18 protein-coding genes are annotated in these 21,520 nt (G+C 38.6%); 10 read left to right on the top strand and 8 right to left on the bottom strand.

Translation table 11 applies throughout. From position 1 onward, the window contains the following. The first annotated feature begins 160 nt into the window (after positions 1 to 160). From ACKWB9_RS01155 to ACKWB9_RS01130, 6 genes are all read left to right on the top strand, one after another. Positions 161 to 3,004, top strand: a complete 2,844-nt coding sequence (locus ACKWB9_RS01155; protein ID WP_414001140.1) for a TonB-dependent receptor — start codon at positions 161 to 163, stop codon at positions 3,002 to 3,004. A gap of 50 nt (positions 3,005 to 3,054) precedes the next feature. Next, complete coding sequence (locus tag ACKWB9_RS01150) at positions 3,055 to 5,280, top strand: beta strand repeat-containing protein (RefSeq protein WP_414001139.1); 2,226 nt, start codon at positions 3,055 to 3,057, stop codon at positions 5,278 to 5,280. A 156-nt stretch (positions 5,281 to 5,436) separates the two neighbouring features. Then, positions 5,437 to 5,745, top strand: coding sequence for a T9SS type A sorting domain-containing protein (locus ACKWB9_RS01145; protein ID WP_414001138.1), 309 nt, complete (start codon positions 5,437 to 5,439; stop codon positions 5,743 to 5,745). Positions 5,746 to 6,064: 319 nt separating this feature from the next. After that, positions 6,065 to 6,388 carry a T9SS type A sorting domain-containing protein gene (locus ACKWB9_RS01140; RefSeq protein WP_414001137.1) on the top strand — a complete coding sequence of 108 codons (324 nt, stop codon included), beginning with the start codon at positions 6,065 to 6,067 and terminating at the stop codon, positions 6,386 to 6,388. A 67-nt stretch (positions 6,389 to 6,455) separates the two neighbouring features. Continuing rightward, positions 6,456 to 7,433 carry a LuxE/PaaK family acyltransferase gene (locus tag ACKWB9_RS01135; protein ID WP_414001136.1) on the top strand — a complete coding sequence of 326 codons (978 nt, stop codon included), beginning with the start codon at positions 6,456 to 6,458 and terminating at the stop codon, positions 7,431 to 7,433. An 87-nt stretch (positions 7,434 to 7,520) separates the two neighbouring features. Beyond that, positions 7,521 to 10,043, top strand: a complete 2,523-nt coding sequence (locus ACKWB9_RS01130; protein WP_414001135.1) for a DUF2569 family protein — start codon at positions 7,521 to 7,523, stop codon at positions 10,041 to 10,043. 20 nt (positions 10,044 to 10,063) lie between these two features. On the opposite strand, the gene ACKWB9_RS01125 is transcribed toward ACKWB9_RS01130, so the two are convergent. From ACKWB9_RS01125 to tyrS, 3 genes are all read right to left on the bottom strand, one after another. Then, positions 10,064 to 10,489, bottom strand: a complete 426-nt coding sequence (locus ACKWB9_RS01125) for a hypothetical protein (RefSeq protein ID WP_414001134.1) — start codon at positions 10,487 to 10,489, stop codon at positions 10,064 to 10,066. Positions 10,490 to 10,610: 121 nt separating this feature from the next. Further along, positions 10,611 to 10,991, bottom strand: coding sequence for a lipocalin family protein (locus tag ACKWB9_RS01120; protein ID WP_414001133.1), 381 nt, complete (start codon positions 10,989 to 10,991; stop codon positions 10,611 to 10,613). Positions 10,992 to 11,035: 44 nt separating this feature from the next. Continuing rightward, positions 11,036 to 12,334, bottom strand: coding sequence for a tyrosine--tRNA ligase (gene tyrS / locus ACKWB9_RS01115; RefSeq protein WP_414001132.1), 1,299 nt, complete (start codon positions 12,332 to 12,334; stop codon positions 11,036 to 11,038). A 105-nt stretch (positions 12,335 to 12,439) separates the two neighbouring features. Here tyrS and ACKWB9_RS01110 point away from each other — a divergent pair, with 105 nt between their 5' ends. Beyond that, on the top strand, positions 12,440 to 13,447 hold the full coding sequence (locus ACKWB9_RS01110) for an NAD-dependent epimerase/dehydratase family protein (RefSeq protein ID WP_414001131.1): 1,008 nt from the start codon (positions 12,440 to 12,442) through the stop codon (positions 13,445 to 13,447). Here the strand turns inward: ACKWB9_RS01110 and ACKWB9_RS01105 are convergent. Genes ACKWB9_RS01105 through ACKWB9_RS01095 form a run of 3 tightly spaced genes read right to left on the bottom strand, consistent with a single transcriptional unit; the run spans position 13,428 to position 15,926 of the window. Beyond that, on the bottom strand, positions 13,428 to 13,862 hold the full coding sequence (locus ACKWB9_RS01105) for a DUF4296 domain-containing protein (RefSeq protein WP_414001130.1): 435 nt from the start codon (positions 13,860 to 13,862) through the stop codon (positions 13,428 to 13,430). The two genes, ACKWB9_RS01110 and ACKWB9_RS01105, sit on opposite strands and share 20 nt — an antisense overlap. Continuing rightward, positions 13,859 to 15,196 (bottom strand): dihydroorotase, encoded by a 1,338-nt coding sequence (locus ACKWB9_RS01100; RefSeq protein WP_414001129.1) that lies wholly within the window; start codon positions 15,194 to 15,196, stop codon positions 13,859 to 13,861. Before ACKWB9_RS01100 ends, ACKWB9_RS01105 begins: the two co-directional genes overlap by 4 nt. Before the next feature lies 1 nt (position 15,197). Next, positions 15,198 to 15,926: a polyprenol monophosphomannose synthase gene (locus ACKWB9_RS01095; RefSeq protein ID WP_414001128.1), complete on the bottom strand. Its 729-nt coding sequence runs from the start codon at positions 15,924 to 15,926 to the stop codon at positions 15,198 to 15,200. Positions 15,927 to 16,055: 129 nt separating this feature from the next. On the opposite strand from ACKWB9_RS01095, the gene ACKWB9_RS01090 reads away from it, so the two are divergent. From ACKWB9_RS01090 to ACKWB9_RS01080, 3 genes are read left to right on the top strand one after another with little or no spacing between them, the layout of a single operon-like run. Beyond that, positions 16,056 to 17,729, top strand: coding sequence for an ArnT family glycosyltransferase (locus tag ACKWB9_RS01090; protein WP_414001127.1), 1,674 nt, complete (start codon positions 16,056 to 16,058; stop codon positions 17,727 to 17,729). Next, the gene (locus tag ACKWB9_RS01085; protein ID WP_414001126.1) at positions 17,729 to 18,382 is read left to right on the top strand and encodes a DUF4271 domain-containing protein; all 654 of its coding nucleotides are present in this window, start codon (positions 17,729 to 17,731) and stop codon (positions 18,380 to 18,382) included. The genes ACKWB9_RS01090 and ACKWB9_RS01085 overlap by 1 nt, the downstream gene beginning before the upstream one ends. Before the next feature lie 9 nt (positions 18,383 to 18,391). After that, positions 18,392 to 19,135, top strand: a complete 744-nt coding sequence (locus tag ACKWB9_RS01080) for a uroporphyrinogen-III synthase (RefSeq protein WP_414001125.1) — start codon at positions 18,392 to 18,394, stop codon at positions 19,133 to 19,135. A gap of 53 nt (positions 19,136 to 19,188) precedes the next feature. On the opposite strand, the gene pckA is transcribed toward ACKWB9_RS01080, so the two are convergent. Both pckA and ACKWB9_RS01070 read right to left on the bottom strand, forming a co-directional pair. After that, the gene (gene pckA / locus ACKWB9_RS01075) at positions 19,189 to 20,805 is read right to left on the bottom strand and encodes a phosphoenolpyruvate carboxykinase (ATP) (RefSeq protein ID WP_414001124.1); all 1,617 of its coding nucleotides are present in this window, start codon (positions 20,803 to 20,805) and stop codon (positions 19,189 to 19,191) included. 248 nt (positions 20,806 to 21,053) lie between these two features. Then, entirely contained in the window at positions 21,054 to 21,446 is a 393-nt protein-coding gene (locus ACKWB9_RS01070; RefSeq protein WP_414001123.1) for a DUF423 domain-containing protein, read from the bottom strand. Between the last annotated feature and the right edge of the window lie 74 nt (positions 21,447 to 21,520).

Here is a 21,520-nt window from a genome sequence, read left to right as displayed (position 1 = left end):
TATACCAAAAATAAAGATAATACCGGTATCATTTGATCGCTTAACGTTGATTTAATATAGTAACCTTTAACTAACATTAATAAAATAAATCTTTAACATGTACATAACTGCACTTTTACAACTGCCGATTTTCTTTGCCGCTGATTAGAACGTATATATAATGAAAAGATTTTTTGTGTTTTTTAGTGCGTGTTTTACTGTGGTAGCGGGCGCACAGGAGACGGGGAGCATAGCTGGAAAACTTACCGATAAGGAATATAACAACGAGCCCTTGGCATTTGCGAATATCCTAATTAAAGGAACAACGAAAGGAACTACCTCGGATTTTGACGGGCTTTATGAAATAGCCAACTTGGATCCCGGAACCTATACGGTCGTTTATAGTTATCTGGGTTATGAAACGGTAGAAATACCAAATATCAACGTAGAGGTCGGCAAAGTATCTACTATTAACGTGCCATTAAGTGCATCTCAAGGGGTTTCTTTAGATGAAGTAGTAGTGACTACAGTGGCCAGAAAAGACTCTGAAGTTGCATTATTATTGGACCAGAAGAAAGCGGTAACCTTAGAGACTTCCATTGGGGCTCAAGAACTTGCAAGAAAAGGAGCTAGTGATGCAGCAACGGCGGTAAGTAAAGTAACCGGAATTTCCAAAGATGAAGGCTCAGGAAATGTTTACGTTAGAGGATTGGGAGATAGGTTCAACATTACGACTTTAAACGGACTTCCTTTACCCTCTAATAATACCTCGAAAAAAAATATTGATTTAGGAATATTTGGAACAAGCATAATCCAATCCATAGGAATCGATAAAACTTTTAATGCAGCCAATTATGGTGATTTTGGCGGTGCGAATATCAACATCAATTCAAGAGATTATAATGGTTCGGGGTTTTTTGAGCTCAGTGCTCAAACCGGAGCTAATACAGAAGCGGTCGGCGTAGATCAGTTTTATCTAAACGATGGCCCGGATTTTTCCGGATTCTATAATAGTGATATCCCGAACAATCCTTTTTCCGACACATTTTCTACCAGTTGGGACAGGGAAACTTCGAGCACTCCAATAAATTCAAGTTTCTCTTTAAAAGGCGGAGATGCGTTTAATTTAGGGGGGAATACTAGACTTAATTTTTTTGCCGTAGGTTCTTTTAGCAACAATAACGGTTATAGGGAAGGTGTGAACCGGGGTGCGCCAAATGTGGGGAATGGTTTACCAAATTCAGACTTTGATTACGAAAGGTACAGTTACAATACCTCTACAACATTAATGACAAATGTGGGCTTAAGGTTAGGAACGGGAACCGCTTTAAAATATAACTTCCTTCTTCTTAATAATTCACAACAAAAACAAGAAGAATTCAGCGGTATAATAGACAGGGAAGATGATGCTCCCGAAGGTGGTGGTTTTATCCAACGAGCGACTTTTGACAGAACGACCTTATATATACACCAACTATTGGGCAAGCACGATATTGGAGACAATTTCGAAGTCAACTGGGGGGGGGCTTACAATTATGTAAAAAACGTTGTGCCGGATAGAAGACAGAATACCCTGCTCCCTGTCCGAAACAACCGGCCCGATGGACCAAAATCATTTGCATTGGTTTCTGCAGCTTCTGAAAATCATCGTTTTTTCCAAGAATTGGATGAAGAAGAGATTGCGGCAAACCTTTCTGCCACATATAAATTTAAAAAAAATGAGGAAGACTTTGACGGTAAATTAACATTGGGGTACAACGGTAGATTTAAAAACGTAGATTTTGATGCTACACAGTTCAACTTTCAGTTTTTAGATATTAACAACCAACCAGAAGTAGACCCCAGGAATATAGATGCCTACTTTGAAGAAAACCCGTTAAGCTCTGGATTATACCAGATAAGAACATTTAGAGGCCCTGCATCCTTTGGAGGCGCACTTGAACCCCAAACTTATGGTGGAGAGCAACAAATCAATGCCGCTTACCTTACTTTTGAGTATAAGTTTTCTCCTAAATTCACCGTTTTTGCCGGAGCACGGGGAGAGCAGATTACACAATCTATAAATTGGAATACCGTTATACAGGGTGAGGACAGTAATGAGCTGGATATTTTTGAGTTCTTACCATCCTTGTCATTTAAATATGCTCTAAACGACAAACAAAATTTAAGGTTTGCCGCAAGTAGAACTTACACGTTACCTCAGTTTAAGGAAAGAGCGCCTTTCTTGTTTCAAGAAGAAATTAACCAAGACTCCTTTGGAAATCCCGAATTAAAAAATTCTATAAATTATAATTTTGACCTACGATGGGAATTGTTTCCAACTTCCAGCGAAATTATTTCTTTAGGTGTTTTTGGAAAACTAATAGAAAATCCGATCAACACGTTCTTGGTTGTTTCTGCAGCCAACGACTTAAGCTATGCGAACACAGGTGATAACGCTACGGCCTTTGGTGCGGAATTAGAAGTTAGGCTTAATGTTCTTAATAAGGAAAAAGAAACTGAAAACTCCGTTTTAAAGGAATCACTATCTATTGGTGGTAATATTTCTTATTTAAATACTAACCAAGAATTGGATTCTCAAAAAGTATCGGAGGAAACCAATTTATCCGCAGCTTTCACCAACACAGAAGCCCCTTTGCAAGGTGCCTCTGATATTATTTTGAATGGTGATGTCAGCTATTTCACCGAATTTTCCGAAAACAAGAATCTCAGATCTACACTTGCCATTAACTATTTTTCTGAAAGATTATTTGCTTTGGGAAGTACGGGTAGAGGGCATTTAGTAGACAAGGGTTATGCAACTCTCGATTTAATATCCAAAGCTCAATTGGGCAAACACCTAGGCATAGGCCTAAATCTTAGGAACCTGCTCAACCCTCTTATAGAAAGGGTAAATGAAAACGCCGAAGGTAAATTAGATACCGAGAACCCTGCTGTTCCCGGGTTTTTAGAAGATGGTCCCGTAACCGTTCTATCGTACAAAAAAGGGATTAATTTATCCCTGTCATTAACATATCGTTTTTAACTGAATTTTATTTATAAGTCAACTATTTAAACCTCATTAAAACTAAAAAAATGAAAAAAACAGTTTTCTCTTTAATGTTAGGGCTCGCTACTATGGCTTTTGTCGTATCCTGCAGTGACGATGATGAAATACCAACTAATGACCCCACGTGTACAGATGGTATACAAAACGGTGACGAAACCGGTGTAGATTGTGGTGGTTCCTGTACTCCATGTACGACCATGAGCGTAGATTTGTCAGGAGATGTTAGTGAAAATACCATACTTGATGCAACTATAGAATATACGTTATCAGGAGCATATATAGTCAAATCAGGATTTTCCCTTACAATCCCGGCGGGCACTACAATTAAAGCTGCCGGTGGTACAGCAGCATTTATTGGTGTTGAAAGAGGCGCTCAAATATATATAAATGGTAATGCTTCTAACCCGGTGGTTATGACTTCTGGCGCAGCAACTCCTGCCGCAGGTGACTGGGGAGGTCTTGTAATAGCAGGTGACGCACCTACCAACAAAGGTGTAGATGTTACTACCGAAGTCGGTGATTTAACATATGGTGGAAGTACTATTGGAGATGACTCTGGTTCTATCAGATATTTAAGGGTCGAATACACTGGAGCCACTTTCTCTAATGATAAGGAATTTAACGGTGTTTCGTTATTTGGAGTAGGTTCGGGTACCACTTTTGAGTTCGTACAATCTTTTAACGGTGGAGATGACGGTATTGAATTCTTCGGTGGTGCAGTTAATGGAAGCAATCTAGTTTCCATTGGAAGTGGAGATGATTCGATCGATTTTGCCGACGGTTGGACCGGTAATGGAAACAACTGGTATATTGCCGGCGGTGCTAAAGCGGGTATTGAAGGTTCTAATAATGGTGATGACGGTAATGCAACACCTGTTACCACAACTACGCTTAGCAATATTACCGTAGTTGGGCCAGTTACCGAAGGTGCTCTTTTCTTTAAAGAAGGGGGTGGTAATTTTACCGTAGATAACTTCTATGTAAGCGGAGCGGATTTAGGTGTAAATGTAAAAGGCACCGATACCGAAGCAAATACCAGAATAGACAACGATGATTTGACCATTGTGAACATCCAATTTGCTGATACTCCCAATGGATTCGAAGCAACAAACTATACTGGAACAAATGATGACTTCTTTACAGAAGGTGTTGCTTCTGGTGCTGGAAATGGGGCCGCCTCTCCTGATTGGGCCGCTGGATGGACTACCGGATTGACAAATAGTGCATCTACACAACAAAACTTGGCAGGTGAAGTAACAGGTGAAGTAGTCCTAGACTCGAACGTCGAGTATATTTTAACAAGCGGTTTTGTTGTTAAGGAAGGTGGTTCTTTAACTATTCCCGCTGGAACTACTATAAAAGCTGCTGGTGGGACCGCTGCTTTTGTCGGTGTTGAAAGAGGTGCTCAAATTTTCATAAATGGTACCGCTTCCAACCCGGTCGTTATGACTTCATCTAGTGATACTCCTGCTCCGGGTGATTGGGGAGGTCTTGTAATAGCGGGTGATGCACCCACCAACAAAGGTGTAAATGTAACAACTGAAGTAGGCGATTTAACCTATGGTGGAACTACTCTCAACGACAACTCTGGCTCTATCACGTATTTAAGGGTAGAGTACACGGGGGCGACTTTCTCAAATGACAAAGAATTTAATGGGGTTTCCCTTTTCGGAGTTGGTTCTGATACTACTTTTGAATTTGTACAATCGTTTAATGGCGGTGATGATGGCATTGAATTCTTTGGAGGTACAGTTAACGGGAATAATCTAGTCTCTATAGGAAGTGGTGACGATTCTATTGATTTTGCAGACGGATGGCAAGGAAATGGTAACAATTGGTATATTGCGGGTGGTGCCAAAGCAGGTATCGAAGGTTCCAATAATGGAGATGATGGAGATGCTACACCAGTTACAACAACTACTTTAAGCAATATAACTGTTGTAGGCCCTGTGACCGAAGGCGCTTTATTCTTTAAAGAAGGTGGTGGAAACTTCACCATAACCAACTTTTACACAAGTGGTGTAGATTTAGGTGTTAAAGTGAAAGATACAGATGTTGAGGCCGGCGTTAGAATTGAAGCTGATGCCCTATCCATCAACCCAATGCAATTTGATGCTACTGCTGTAGGATTTGAACAAACAGACTACACAGGTGCCAATATTACTTTTATCACAGTAGGTGACAATACCGGTGCCGGTGCCGGTGCAGATGAGCCTGATTGGGCTAACGGTTGGACAGTAGGTATCAACTAATAAAATATACCCCAACGATCGTAAAGGCCGCCCCTGATATCGGGGCGGCCTTTTTTTTACATTTCATCGAAAAACTAAAAGAAAGTTTCCTATACTATTGACTTTCAGTAGTTATAATTTTTATATTTGTGTTATACCATTAACAACCAGCTTTACATGAAGCATTTTTACCTAGTCGTCTGTTTTCTTTTTTTCTCTTTCAGTTATGGGCAAAGCTCCCAGAACAAAGGGGATATCGACGATTTTCGTATGTACCCGAATCCTGTGACCCAGGGAAAAGTTTATATTTCTACCAAATCGAATAGCCCCAAGAAAATTATGATCTATGATGTTTTGGGCACACTGGTGCTTAAAACCACTATTTTGGGCAAAGAACTAAACCTTACCGATATGGATGCGGGTGTTTATGTTTTACGAGTGCTTGAAAAAAACAAAATGGCCACCCGAAAGCTGATTATCAAGTAACTCCTTCTTTTGTTGAACTTGTCATGACTTTTTCTATTCCCTAAAAATGGCTTAGATTCATCCATATTTCGTTGCTATATATTTCAAAAAGTGCCTCATCTGGATAAATTTCAACTCATTTTCGGTCAAATACAAAAAATCATAATGAGTTCATTTTACAACCTTCCGCAAAAAATTCACCATCGACCATCGGTCAAAAAAATCGATGAATTGCCGACCGTATCTCATTGACCTACATATTATTGGAGTTCACAACATTTTTAAGGCCTTCCTTTAAGGCATACTTATCTTTAGGGTGTTGATCCCAAATCAATACCAAATGAAAAAAATCTACTTTATCCTTCTTCTGGGAATTTCATTTATGGCCCATGGCCAGGATTCCATAGATTTCCGAAACCTTAGGGCAGACGAGATTGCAGGTTTTAAATTGTACCCCAATCCTGTAATAGCGGATGTAGTATATGTAACTACCAAAAAAAACGATGCCAAAAAAATTAAGGTTTATGATGTTTTTGGAGAATTGGTCCTGACCGATAGGATTTTGAACAAGACACTGAACATTTCAAAACTATCTCCCGGTGTTTATATGGTCCAGGTTACCGAAGATAAAAAAACCATTAATCGGAAACTGGTCGTAAAGTAGCCTTCAACATTTTACATATTTATCCATTCCTCCCTGTTCAGTACCTTTGTTCCGATCGGGGACCTGTATGAATTACCAAGAAATTTTTGAAATTAGAACGGAGGCGGATTTTCATTCCAAAGCACTCCAGGTTTTTCAATATCAATATATTCATAATACCGTTTATCGGGAATATTGTAATCATCTGGCCGTTCGTCCGGAAAATGTTCAAGAGCTTTGGAACATTCCGTTCCTGCCCATTCAATTTTTTAAATCCAGGAAAATACTATCTCCGGAACAAACACCGGAAATTACTTTTACCAGCAGTGGAACAACGGGTAATGCTGCCAGTCGCCATTTTGTGACAGATTTAAAGCTATATGAGCTTAGCTATCTAAAAGCTTTCGAGCAATTTTATGGACCGATAAAGGATTATTGCGTCCTTGCCCTATTACCTTCTTATTTGGAGCGTAACGGATCTTCCCTGGTATATATGGTGAATGATTTCATTAAAAAATCAAATCATCCCAAAAGCGGTTTTTTTCTAAACGAACTAGAAACCTTAAAGAAACACTTATTGGAACTGCAACGATCCAATACAAAAACCCTTTTGATCGGGGTTTCCTTTGCCCTGTTGGATTTTGTGGAAACCCACCAATTACGCCTTAAGAATACCATTGTCATGGAAACGGGCGGCATGAAAGGGCGCCGAAAGGAAATGATTCGCAAAGAGCTTCATAAGGTACTCAAAAAGGGGTTTGGAGTGAACAAAATACATTCCGAATACGGTATGACCGAGTTGTTGTCCCAGGCATATTCCAAAGGGGAAGGCATCTTTATATGCCCTCCCTGGATGAAAATAATGGTCCGGGACACGGAAGACCCCTTTACCAATCATCAGAATGGCAGGTCAGGCGGAATCAACGTTATCGATTTGGCCAATATTAACTCCTGTGCTTTTATTGCCACCCAAGATCTGGGCAAGACTTATTCTAACGGAAGTTTTGAAATCTTAGGTCGCTTTGACCATTCCGATATTAGGGGGTGTAATTTAATGGTGCTGTAGAAATTAGTAATTTATACTATATGCCAATGGATTACGTTACTATTTTTTAAGTATTTTTCTACTGAAATACTACACAACCAAAAAACCATGCGCATTACCACAATATTCATTATCACTTTATTTTTTTATACACTAAATGCTCAAGAGACGAAGAAAACAACCATTCCTGATTGGGTTGTTAATAATAAGGTTCCTGCGAATATCAATAGCACTTCAAATAAGGAAGATGGAGCATATACATATTTGCTCATTGATTTTCAAGATAATTTAATCAATGAAGAACAATATGCCCATTATATAGTAAAGGTTCTAAATAGTCAAGGGATAAGTGAAATGTCGGATATTAGTGTCTCGTTTGATCCTGCGTTCCAAACCTTAAGATTTCATTCAGCCAAGATTATAAGAAAAGGTGAAACCATTAACAAACTATCTAATACGAGAATAAATACTTTTCAAAGAGAAACAAATCTAGAACGCTCTTTATACGATGGATCTTTAACCTCTGTACTTAATTTGACGGACGTCCGAGAAGGAGACATAATTGAATATTCCTATACAATAAAAGGTTTTAATCCCGTGAATAAGGGCAATTACTCTGGTATTCTTTATCAACAATATTCATTACCTGTCCATAGAATTTACTCCCGCTTAGTGACAAATAGAAAAAACGACATCAATTATAAATTGTTTTATAATGCTAAAGAGCCAGAAATTATAAATTCCGAGTTGGGCAAAGAATATATATGGAATACCAGTGGTTTAGAAAATGTGGTTTATGATGTAAATGTACCTCATTGGTACGACACCCAAAAGCGCATATCAGTATCCACCTTTGACGATTGGAAAGAAGTCGTCAACTTAATAGAACCTCTTTATTCGTTCTCTAAAAATAAAATCGATTTACCTATAAGCATAAATAAAGAATTGGATTCTAAACAGGATATAATCATAAAACTTATCCGTTTTGTACAAGATGAAATACGTTATCTTGGCTTTGAAGCAGGAATTGGAGCATATAAGCCGAACAAACCAGATATTGTTTTATCTAGAAGGTATGGGGATTGCAAAGACAAATCTCTGCTTCTTTCAAGCCTATTACAAAACGAAGATATAGAGGCTTATCCTATACTAGTAAATACACAAGTCAACAAAAATTTAAACGAATTATTACCTGGCCATAACATATTTAATCATTGTATTGTTTATTTCAAACATGAAGGAAAAGGTTATTTTATAGATCCTACCATTTCCAATCAAGGTGGAGATTTATATCACTTATCAACTCCTGATTATAATTTTGGCCTTGTTTTAAACAGTAAAAGCAAAAATCTTATAACTATACCTAAACCAAAAAGGCCATCCTTAAGGATTGTTGAAGACATTGTTGTAGATTCCATTGGGGGTAATGCTACATTTAGTGTAAAAACGGAATATTTTGGAAGTAGGGCTGATTTTATGAGATCCTATTTTAAAAATAACACAGAGAAGAGCATAAATAAGGAATATTTAAATTTTTATAGTAGCCTATACCCAACCATTATGTCCATGGACATAATTTCCTTTGAAGATAACGCTAGGCCATGGGAGAATATTTTCACTACCCATGAATCCTATTTAATCGAACCACTTTGGTCTCCAATTCAAAATACAGACGGTATTTACTTTGAAACTTACCCTCTAATCCTAGAGAATTTGGTAAATTATACGAAATCTGCAAAAAGGGAAATGCCTTATTATGTGGGCACACCTTATAGCTTTGAACAATTAACCAGAATAACTCTTCCTGAACCCTGGCTTATTAAAGAAGAAACCAAAACTATTGAAGATGATGCTTTCCAGTATTCTAAACAAATTAGAAAATCTGGAAATATTGTTTCTTTAAACTATAAATATAAAACCAGGAAAGAAGTAATTGATGGCAACGCTGTATCTACCTTTTTATCTAAAAACAATGAAGTGCGTCAACAGCTAGGGTTTCAATTTACATATGACAACTCTTCCGATGGTTTCAATTTAAGTTGGATATCCCTTCTGATTACATTAACCACATTCATTGCCAGTATTTTTTTAGCAATTAAGTTATATAAAAAGCATAATCCAAAACCAGAAAATGTTAATAAACCTAAATCTATAGGAGGATGGTTAATATTACCGGCAATAGGACTTGTTCTTACACCTTTTAACTTAATATTTCAATTATTCAGTTCGGATTATTTTCACAAAGATATCTGGTATGGATTTCAGGCCGCAGGATATAAAAACTCAGAAATGCTTAATATCTATATAGGCTTTGAACTTTTCGCAAACATTTCATTTTTAGTATTTACAATCCTTCTTATCATATTATTTTTCAAAAAACGCACAAATTCACCAATTTTAATGGTTTATTTTTATGGAACAAATTTAGGTTTGATTTTAATTGGAAGCTTTATAATAAATCAATTTGGCATTGACGATTCTACACTTGTAAAAGATTTGTTTGGAGGAATAATAGGTGCTGTTATCTGGATACCTTATTTTATGAATTCGACCAGAGTGAAAGATACCTTTGTCACCACATATAAAAACAAATATGAAACTGTCTCCAATATCAAAGAGAAGCCTTTTTAATACTTTTTGAGATAAATCTCCTAATCCTCTGTCAAAGTATAATCCAATCCCGGACCATCACATGCCTGCCATGTATTGGAAAGTCGTCTGGAAGAGCGATAGATTAGTATTTCTTTGTTGTTGCCGGAACAATTACCGATTAATTCCGAAGTTTTATAAGTAAGTTCCAAATAGTCGTGGTCGTCATTTTCATACTCCACGGCCTCAAAAGTTCCGGTCGCTTCCGTAGTAATACCATCCCGGTCCCGGGATTTTAAAAAAGTCCCGTCAGGGTCAAAAATGTAAAACTCTTGCCACTCCATATTTTCCCCTTCACTTACAGACCCGGCAAAACTCCCGGTCATTCGGACCAATTGCCATTTTTGACTGGAAAATTGCAAATCAACGATCGTACTTTCCATACCATCATCCGTGGAACAGGAAAACAAAAAAAACGTAGATAACAAGATTAAAATACTATTTCGCACCATATTATTTTCTACTGATTATAGAAATAAGATGTAAAACGTTTAAAACAGTTGCGTAAAAATCACGTCAAACATAAAATCTGTTTAACCCGATTACATTTTATGGCCGTATAAAGGAATAGGTAACCTCATCATCCGCAATATTGGGTTCGTCCACAAATATCAGGGTAAGCGTATTGTCCTCAACATCAAAAACATAAAAACGTTCATTATCCATCGTAATCCTGTTCCCCTCTCCCGTATAACTATATGTTCCCGTATCCCTTAGAAAAGTAAATTCACCACTGTTCCGAATACTGATCTTGTTCTCATTTGTATTGAATGTTATCGTGGTAGATGAAAAATCATAGTCCGGGCCAAATCCACAAAAACACACTACATTATCAAGAACCCATTCGCCTTGCAAAGTAGTATCTTTTAATTCTTCTTTGGAACATGATATGCAAAGTATGGTAAGAAGCGTAAAAACAGACTTTTTCATAAGATTAACTTTATCTGTTAGATGCAAATCCAAAAAAAGGTTGCTTATTCCTTTGTCACTAAAACAAAATAGTTCTTTTTACCCCTTTGGAGCAGCACATATTTTTTGTTTATCAAATCCTCTTTGGTAATCAAATAATTGTCTTTTACTTTTTCTTTGTTCACGGATATGGAATTCTGTTTAAGCTCTCTCCGAGCCTCTCCGTTCGAGGCAAGAAAACCCGTTTTAGCAGATAACGCAGCGATCATATCCATACCATTTTCCAATTCGGCCATTGCAATTTCCGCTTGCGGAACCCCTTCAAAAATATCCAAAAAGGTCTTTTCGTTCAACCCTTTTAAATCGGATGATGTAGATTTACCAAAAAGGATGGTGCTTGCCTTTACGGCATTGTCCAGATCCTCCCGGGAATGGACCATTACAGTAATTTCCTCCGCCAACCGTTTTTGTAGCGACCTTAAATGCGGTGCTTCGGAATGTTGCTTCGTCAATGCCTCGATTTCATCTTTGGCAATGAACGTAAAAATTTTAATATACTTCTCGGCATCGGTGTCCGAAGTATTCAACCAATACTGGTAGAATTTGTAGGGCGATGTTCTTTCTGCATCCAACCACACATTGCCGCTTTCGGTCTTACCGAACTTTGCACCGTCCGCCTTTGTAATCAAGGGGCAGGTAAGTGCATAACCCTTCCCTCCTCCTATTCTTCTGATGAGTTCCGTCCCCGTGGTAATATTTCCCCACTGGTCGCTGCCACCCATTTGCAAGGTACAATTATGCGCTTTGAACAGGTGCAAAAAGTCGTATCCCTGTACCAATTGATAGGTAAACTCCGTAAATGACATTCCTTCCTTGGCTTCGGCCGAAAGGCGTTTTTTGACCGAGTCCTTTGCCATCATATAATTGACGGTAATATGCTTACCTACATCGCGAATAAAATCCAAAAACGAAAAGTCTTTCATCCAATCGTAATTATTGACCAGTACCGCAGCATTTTCGGCATCACTATCAAAATCTAAAAACCGGGACAATTGTGCCTTTAACGCTTCTTCATTATGCCTTAAGGTAGTTTCGTCCAAAAGATTTCGTTCCGCGGATTTTCCCGAAGGGTCTCCGATCATACCCGTAGCACCTCCAATAAGGGCAAAAGGTTTATGGCCGGCAAGTTGAAAATGCCGTAACATCATTACTCCCACCAAATGACCTATATGTAAGGAATCCGCCGTGGGGTCTATACCCACATAGGCGGATTGCATTGCCGCCATCAGATGGTCTTCCGTTCCGGGCATGGCATCGTGCAACATTCCCCTCCATTCCAGTTCCTTAACAAAATTTGAAGCCATTTTTTTGTGTTTTCTACATTTTGATTGCAAATATAAAAGGAATTATGTGCGCCCACTAACTGAGCCATCCCGAATTTATCCATTGCTATTCCCTAACTTTGAAACATGGTTTTAGTAACTGGAGGCACTGGATTGGTAGGCTCCCATCTTTTATTGGAATTGGCATTGTCCGGCATTGAAACAAGGGCAATATATAGATCAAAGGCCAAATTGGACGAGGTAAAAAAAGTTTTTGGGTATTATACGGAAAATGTCCTTGAACTGTTTGATGCCATTGAATGGGTACAGGCGGATATACTGGATGTTCCGGCATTGGAAACGGCATTTGTGAATATTGAGTATGTGTACCATGCGGCGGCCCTGATTTCATTTGACCCCAGGGATTTCAACGCTCTCCGGAAAATAAATGTTGAAGGCACCACCAATATTGTAAACCTTGCCTTGGAACACCATATTAAAAAACTCTGCTATGTAAGCACTATTGGTACGCTCGGAAGAAGTACGGACAAAACGCAGACCACGGAAGAAACGGAATGGACACCCCAACATACCAATGTTTATGCTACCTCCAAATATCTGGCGGAAATGGAGGTGTGGAGAGGTTCCCAGGAAAATTTAGATGTAATCGTAATCAACCCTGGGATTATTCTCGGACCCGGATTTTGGAATAGCGGAAGTGGGGAACTCTTTAAAACGACAAGCAAGGGATATTCCTATTACCCACCGGGAGGTACCGGTTTTGTTACGGTCAAGGATGTCATAAAAAGTATGTTGGCATTGATGGATACTTCCATCGTTAACGAACGATACATTCTTGTGGCGGAAAACCGCTCCTTTAAGGATATCATGGGTAAAATTGCGCTCGCCCTGGGCAAGAAAGTGCCGCGCAAAGAGCTTAGGATATGGCAATTGCAATTGGGCAGATGCCTTGACTGGCTCCGTGATATGCTCACACATAAAGGCAGAAAAATAACGGGTAATTCTATCTATTCCCTAAAAAACAGGAAATACTATGACCATTCAAAAATTAAGAAAGCGATCCATTTTGAGTTTGAACCCGTGGATTCCTCAATTGAATTTTGCTCAAAAAAATTTATTGAGGACCGTTCTTGATCTTGCTCAAGACCTTTAAACTGTCCTTATCTTTAAGTTGGAGGGCTTTTGAATACTTTATACTATCGATTATTTTTTGCCTTTCTTCCATATGCGCTCTTTCTTCTTCTAAAAGAGCTTTGACTTTACTATAAATGGACTCGTATTCCAATGGTACGGAAGCGTAGTACCGATCACTTTCTACAAATTGTGCACTATCTATGGCATACTTTTCAAAAACGTAGTTTGTAGGGTCGATTTCATATTTTTTCAACCTTCCGATATCCGTGGTCTTTGCAGCATTAAGAATGGCCATGTCCTTAAGGATTTTTATCATTTCCTCTTTCGGGATAAGGTTTTCCGGGGCCTCAACAAGCTTTTCCCTACAAGCGAAAAGGAAAAACAGTGTAATCAGAAAAATAAATTGTTTTTTCATGTTCTGTTAAAAGTGAGTCTTTTTGCATTTCTTTCCTCCGAAAACTTATTATTCCCATAGGCCAAATGCCCATTTACGAATGTATGCGTAACCCTTGCCCTAAAGGTATTTCCTTCAAAAGGGGACCATCCGCATTTATAGACAATATTTTCCCGGGCAACTTCCCAGGTATCATTCAAATCTACCACGGCCAAGTCGGCAAAATACCCTTCCCGAATATAGCCTCTTTTATCTATTTGGAACAATTTAGCGGGATTATGGCACATTTTTTCAACTACTCTTTCCAAGCCGATCTTACCGTTCAAACTAGCTTCCAACATGGCCGGCAATGCGTGTTGGACCAAAGGGCCGCCAGAAGGTGCCTTGGTATATGCATTATCCTTCTCTTCCAACAAATGCGGAGCATGGTCGGTAGCAATCACATCTATCCTATCATCCAATAGGGCTTCCCATAACTTTTCCCGGTCCCCTGCTGTTTTAACTGCAGGGTTCCATTTGATCAGCGTGCCCTTGTTCTTATAGTCCTCATCGGAAAACCAAAGATGATGAATACATACCTCGGCCGTAATTTTCTTTCCTTCCAAAGGAATGTCATTTCTGAACAAATCTGTTTCCCTTCCCGTGGAAAGATGAAAAACATGCAACCTTGCCCCCACCTTTTTAGCCAAAGCTATAGCCTTGGAACTGGAAATATAGCAAGCTTCGGTACTCCTGATCAACGGATGGCTAGCAATGGGGATATCATCTCCATATCTGGAGCGGTATTTTTCCATATTTTCCCGAATGGTCTTTTCATCCTCACAATGAGCGGAAATTACCATATCCGTACTTCGGAATATAGACTCGATCACCTTTTCATCGTCCACCAACATATTTCCCGTTGAGGACCCGAGAAAGAGTTTAATCCCGGAACAGGCATTTTTATCCAGTCTTTTAATTTCCTCCAGATTATCATTTGTACCCCCAAACAGGAAAGAGTAGTTGGCATAAGAGGACCTTGATGCCATATTAAACTTTTCTTCCAATTTCTCAATGGTAGTGGTCTGTGGATTAGTATTGGGCTGTTCCATAAAAGTGGTAATTCCACCGGCAATGGCAGCTCTGCTTTCTGAAGCAATATTTCCTTTATGGGTCAGGCCAGGTTCCCTAAAATGCACCTGATCGTCAATGACTCCCGGTAAAACATGTTTCCCCGCCAAATCGATGACCTTTGCATTCTTATCGGAGATATCATCCGCTATCTTATCAATGAATTCCCCTTTAATGAGAATATCCCGGGTTCTCACAACGCCCTCATTAATAACAGTACCATTTTTTAAAAGAATATTTTGCATCCTAAAATTTATTTCTTAGAAAAAGACTACGAAGTTTCATAACGAATACGCCCCATACGGCTTCGCTTATTATGGAAGAGCTCATTTTAGACTTGCCCCTTATCCGATCTCTAAAAATGATGGAAATCTCCTCTATCCTGTATTTTTTCAAATACGTCCTAAACTTCATTTCTATCTGGAAAGCATAGCCTACAAAACGAACCGAGTCCAAATTTATATTTTCCAATACATGCCTCTTATAACAAACAAAACCTGCCGTAGGATCATGTACCCGCATTCCCGTAATTATCTTGACATAAAATGATGCTCCATAAGATAAAAGCACCCTATACAAAGGCCAATCAACTACATTAACCCCTTTCTTATACCTGGATCCAATAGACATGTCCGCACCATTTTCACATGCTTTATGCAGTCTCGGCAAATCTGTTGGGTTATGCGAAAAGTCCGCATCCATTTCAAATATATAGTCGTATTTTCTGGCTATGGCCCATTTAAAACCGTGTATATATGCCGTTCCAAGGCCGGATTTTTCCGTACGGGTTTCCAAAAAGAGTCTGTTCTTAAATTCGTTCTGTAATTTCCTGACGCAATCCCCCGTTCCGTCCGGTGAATTGTCATCCACTATAAGCACATGAAAATCTTTCCGTAAATCAAAAACCGCTCTAATGATAGCTTCAACGTTTTCAATTTCATTGTACGTTGGAATAATAACAATGCTGTTGGACATAAAAATTAGCCTGTTTGCACAAAAGTAATGTTTTCATCACGGTGTTAAAACGGGTATCCCCTGTTTATGATTTTTTTTAAAATAGATTAATCCTTAGAATTTGTAATTTTGCCCAAGCAAAGCCAACGAATGTTAGAAAAAATTCCCAAACCTTTCTTTTATTTCCTTACTGTTTTTTTGGTATTCAACCTGATCCAGGCCTCTTTTACCGAGCTTATTTTTGACGAGGCCTATTACTGGTACTATAGCCAAAACATGGCGTGGGGGTATTTTGACCACCCTCCCATGGTAGCGCTGCTCATTAAGATAAGCGCACTCTTTTTTAACGGGGAACTGGGAGTTAGGTTTATCGGTTGTTTACTTTCCGCGGGAAATGTGATTATACTTTGGTCGCTCATAGACAATCCCAGAAAAAATGAATATATCCCTCATTTTTTTGTGCTGGTCTTTTCCATGACCCTTCTTAATGCATATGGTTTTTTCACCTTACCGGACACCCCCTTATTATTTTTTACTTCCTGTTTTTTACTGAGCTATAAACGCTTTATTGAAAAACCCACATTGTTGTTGGCAATAGCGTTGGGCGTAATAATGGCTGCACTTATGTACAGTAAGTACCACGCCGTGTTGGTTATTTTATTTGTACTGTTGTCCAACCTGAACCTGGTAAAGAACAAATATGCATGGTTAGCGGTATGTACGGCGTTACTATGCTACATACCCCATTTTTACTGGCTTTATGCAAATGATTTTGTCTCTATCAAATATCACCTGTACGAAAGGCCCAACGGAGCCTATAGCTTTGAAAAATACACTCTGGGCTTTTTTGTAAACCTGATAGCACTTTTTGGACTTACTTTCCCTTTTATATATTATGCCCTGATTAAAACCAGATCCAAAGAGTTGTTCACCAGGGCACTTCTCTTTCTAACGTACGGGATCATACTTTTCTTTTTTGTTTCCAGCTTTAACAGGAGGATACAAACACAATGGGTAGTCGTTATTTCTATTCCCCTGGCCATTATTGCCTTTAATTTTATGTTGCGACACAAACAAAGCTTAAAGTGGATCTATAGGCTTGGGACAATAAATATTATTCTTATGCTCTACTTAAGGGCCGGTTTGATTTATCAGCCCCTTCTGTTCAATTTCTATTATGAAAGTCATGGCAATAAGGATTGGGTCAAAAAAGTAGCGGATAAGGCAGGGGCAATTCCTGTAGTATTTGAAAATTCATACAGGAGAGCCCCCATGTATGCCTTTTATTCTGGTGGAAAGACATCATTCTCACTGAATAATGTGCAATACAGAAAAAATCAATATACCATTGACGGTTCGGAAGAACAGGTAAGGGGCAAAAAAATACTCTATATCTCTAAATACATGAAAAGTGGCCCCTTTAGCTATACAAAAACGGACGGCAGTACATTTTATGGAAAGTTTATTGATGATTTTAAATCTTATCGTAATTTAGAATGTACCCTTACTGGGCAAGTATCTCCTATTACCATTGGACAATCGTTGGATTTTAAGGTCTATAATCCCTATAATTTTGATATCCCCATGAAAGAGCTCCAATTTGCCATAGCCTATTTGGACGCCTATAGAAAACCACGGGACATACGCTCAATAACCGCCATTCCAAATTCAAAGGACATCAACTATCTAAAAGCAAAAGATTCCATTGGTTTGAGCATTACCCTTCCTTCATCCAAAAAAGAAAATCTGGCCAACTTTAGAATAGTCATTTCCGAAAACAATCTGTATTTTGGTCTTAACGGGAAACCAATACCGCTTAATTAATGGACCCTATTGCAAGAGCGACATATACATCGGATTGGATTACACTGATCATTTTCGGCAGCTTGCTTTTTGTTCTTTTGGCCAAGCTTTTTTTTTATCCCCGCTTTTTAAACTTTATAATTTTACCGCTTAACAATAAGTACATTTTTATGTACAATAAGAAGGAAAAGCTTTTTAATTGGTTCCATATCTTTTTTACCATTTTTCAATTACTTAATTCTTCCTTGTTCATATTCCTGGCCCGTCGTGCCTTTGTGGGGATGGAAGACCAAGATCATCTATTTCTGTTCCCCATGATTCTTTTAGGTCTTTTTTTGTTTATTTGTCTTAAAGGCTTTTTTCAATTGGGCAATGGTTTTATTTTTGGTTCTTCCCAAATTTTCAGCGAACTCATTTTTAAAAAAATTTCTTATTTGAATTATGGAGGTATTGTATTGTTCATTGCCAACATTATTTTGACCTATGTTCTTGTGCACTCCAAAATTGTAACTTTAGTGGCTTTTCTTCTATTTATAATAGTCAATGTTATTGGTTGGGTAACAGTGATTAAGAATTATCAAAAATTTGTGATGAACTATTTTTTCTATTTTATTTTGTACCTTTGCGCACTCGAAATAGCACCGCTGATTATTGTGGGAAACTTTCTAAAATAGTTCATTAATATGAAGGTAAAGACGATTTTGGTTTCCCAGCCGGAGCCAAAAATGGAAAATTCTCCCTATTCTAAACTTATTGATAAGGAAAAGGTTAAGGTAGATTTTAGGCCTTTCATTCATGTGGAAGGAGTGGATGCCAAGGATGTTCGAATACAGAAAATAGACTTAAAAGACTATACTGCAATCATCCTTACAAGTAGAAATGCCGTTGATCATTATTTTAGGTTGGCCGAAGAAATGCGATTTAAGGTACCGGATACCATGAAGTATTTCTGCCAGTCCGAAGCAGTAGCGTACTACCTTCAAAAATACGTGGTCTACAGGAAAAGAAAAATCTATGTCGGGAAACGGCTTTTTTCGGATTTGATACCTTTGATAAAAAAATATAAGGGCGAGGAATTTTTGCTCCCCTCATCGGACGTATTAAAACCCCAAGTACCGGAAACATTGGATGGCCTTACTATTTCTTGGAAAAGAGGAATTTTCTACAAAACGGTTATCAGTGATCTTTCGGACTTACGGAACGTATATTATGATGTTTTGGTCTTTTTTAGTCCTTCGGGGATAGAATCGTTACTTCAGAATTTTCCCGATTTTAAACAAAACGATACCAGAATAGCGGTTTTTGGCAATAGCACCGTCAATGCTGCCACAGATGCCGGTTTGCGAATAGACATCAAGGCCCCGACCCCTGAAACACCGTCTATGACCATGGCCTTGCAGAAATATATTACCAGTGTAAACAAATAGGTTTTTCGAACAATAAAATAAAAAATGCCCAATCTAACGATTGGGCATTTTTATTAAAAAGCATACCGTTGTGGGCCGCCTCGCCTGATTTCCTCACTGGCGTATTTCTCAAACTTTTTAAAGTTCTCACGAAACGCATTGGAAAGTTTAAAAGCGGTCTTATAATACTTATCATCATTGTTCCAGGTGGCCCGTGGGCTTAAAACACTGGTAGGAACCCCGGGACATTCCCTGGGCTGGGCCACTCCAAAAACAGAATGGATATGATAGTTATCATAGGAATACAAACCTAATGTTCCGCTCAGTGCGGCACTGATCATTGCCCTTGTATATTTTAATTTCATTCGTGTACCTATGCCATAAGGACCACCGGTCCATCCAGTATTTACCAGCCAGACATCAACACCGGATTCCTTCATCTTTTTACTCAGCATTTCAGCATATTCGGTAGGATGCAGCGGCATAAAAGGAGCACCAAAGCAAGCCGAGAAAGAAGGTTGTGGTTCTACTACACCAGCCTCCGTACCGGCCACTTTGGCCGTATATCCAGAGATGAAATGATATGCGGCCTGACTCGGGGTCAATTTGGATATGGGAGGCAATACCCCAAAGGCATCCGCGGTCAAAAAGAAAATATTTTTTACATTTTTTCCTATGGACGGTTCCTGAATATTATCAATATGATAAATAGGGTAACTGACCCTGGTGTTTTGGGTAATGGAAGTATCTGCAAAGTCAACATTCCCGGAATTATCCAAAATTACGTTCTCCAGAATAGCGCCCGGTTTTATGGCACCATAAATTTCTGGCTCCTGCTCTTTTGATAGGTTGATTACCTTGGCATAACATCCGCCTTCAAAATTAAAAACAGTGTTTTTTGCCGTCCAACCATGCTCATCATCCCCGATAAGCCTTCTATTGGGGTCTGTTGACAATGTAGTTTTCCCTGTTCCGGAGAGGCCAAAAAAGATGGCCGTATCCCCACCTTCTCCTACATTGGCCGAACAATGCATGGGCAAGGTGTTTTTATAAACGGGCAGGATAAAGTTAAGGGCCGAAAAAATTCCTTTTTTAATTTCACCGGTGTAACCCGTACCTCCTATTAAAGCAATTTTTCGGGAAAAGTTAAGAATGGCGAAATTATGTTGCCGCGTACCGTCAACCTTTGCATCGGCCATAAATCCAGGAGCGTTTACCACCGTCCATTCGGGTTCAAAATTTTGCAATTCTTTCTCCGTAGGCCGTAGAAACATATTGTAAGAAAACATATTGGACCAAGGATATTCATTCACTATCCGAATATTGAGTTTGTAGTCCGGATCTGCACAAGCGTAACTGTCCCTTACAAACAGTTCCTTCGTATTAAGATAGGCAATCACCTTTTCATAAAGTGCATCAAATGCATCGCTATCAAAAGGAATGTTGATATCCCCCCACCAAATCTTATCTTCTGTAACAGCATCCTTCACAATAAAACGATCCATGGGCGACCTCCCCGTAAATTCACCGGTATTTACCGCAAGCGTCCCATTGGCAGTCTCTATCCCCATACAACTCTCTACCGTAAACTCTTGAAGTTCTTTTGGACTTAATTGATAATGAATATTATTATGGTCTATTCCATAATTTTTCAACGAAACCGTCTTGGCAATCTTGGTAGAACTATCCATGATATATTTTTTGTTGCTGCAAAGCTATTAAAATTATATACCGTCTTCTCAGCTTACTTACTGAATTCACGCTATTTACGGCAGAAATATGAAATCCCCATCGTTCTCAAAAAATTTGCAAAAAATTCTCATTGGGGATTTACAATTCATTATTATTTTATCAATAAATGACAATAATATTACGAAATCGATAAAATTAAATAGTCATTTATGATAAATTCAAATTACAAAGCCTTATAAAAAAGGATTTAATAATCAATTTTAGACCGCACCAGATGATATCCCAGGGTAGTCCACCCAGCAATCAATAAGCTTCCTCCCAAGGGCGTTAAAAAAGCAATTTTCCTAAAATCGACCTCTATGAGGGAATTCAGGGCCAAAAGATAAATGGAAAACGAGAACAAAATAATACCTGTTAAAATGAGGCTATAAACGATCTTTTTTTGTTTTGTGGAAAGGTTTGGCAACAACCCTAGAATAAACAAGAAGAAAGCATGGTATATCTGGTATCGTACCCCTGTTTCAAAACTCTCTACAGCTTTGGGAGTTACGAGCTTTTCCAACCCATGTGCGCCAAAGGCCCCGAACAGTACCGCCAAGGTTCCCAAAACCGTAGCCGCAATATAAATTGTTTTGTTCATAACTTAATAATGATGTTTTTTTGCATATATAACAATTTGATATCTTGGTCTTTCGTTACCTACAAAAATAAGCA

The organism is Maribacter spongiae, assembly GCF_047345125.1.
Classification (GTDB): Bacteria; Bacteroidota; Bacteroidia; order Flavobacteriales; family Flavobacteriaceae; genus Maribacter.
Note: the sequence above shows the minus strand (reverse complement) of the source record. Positions and strands in the feature narration are given on the sequence as shown.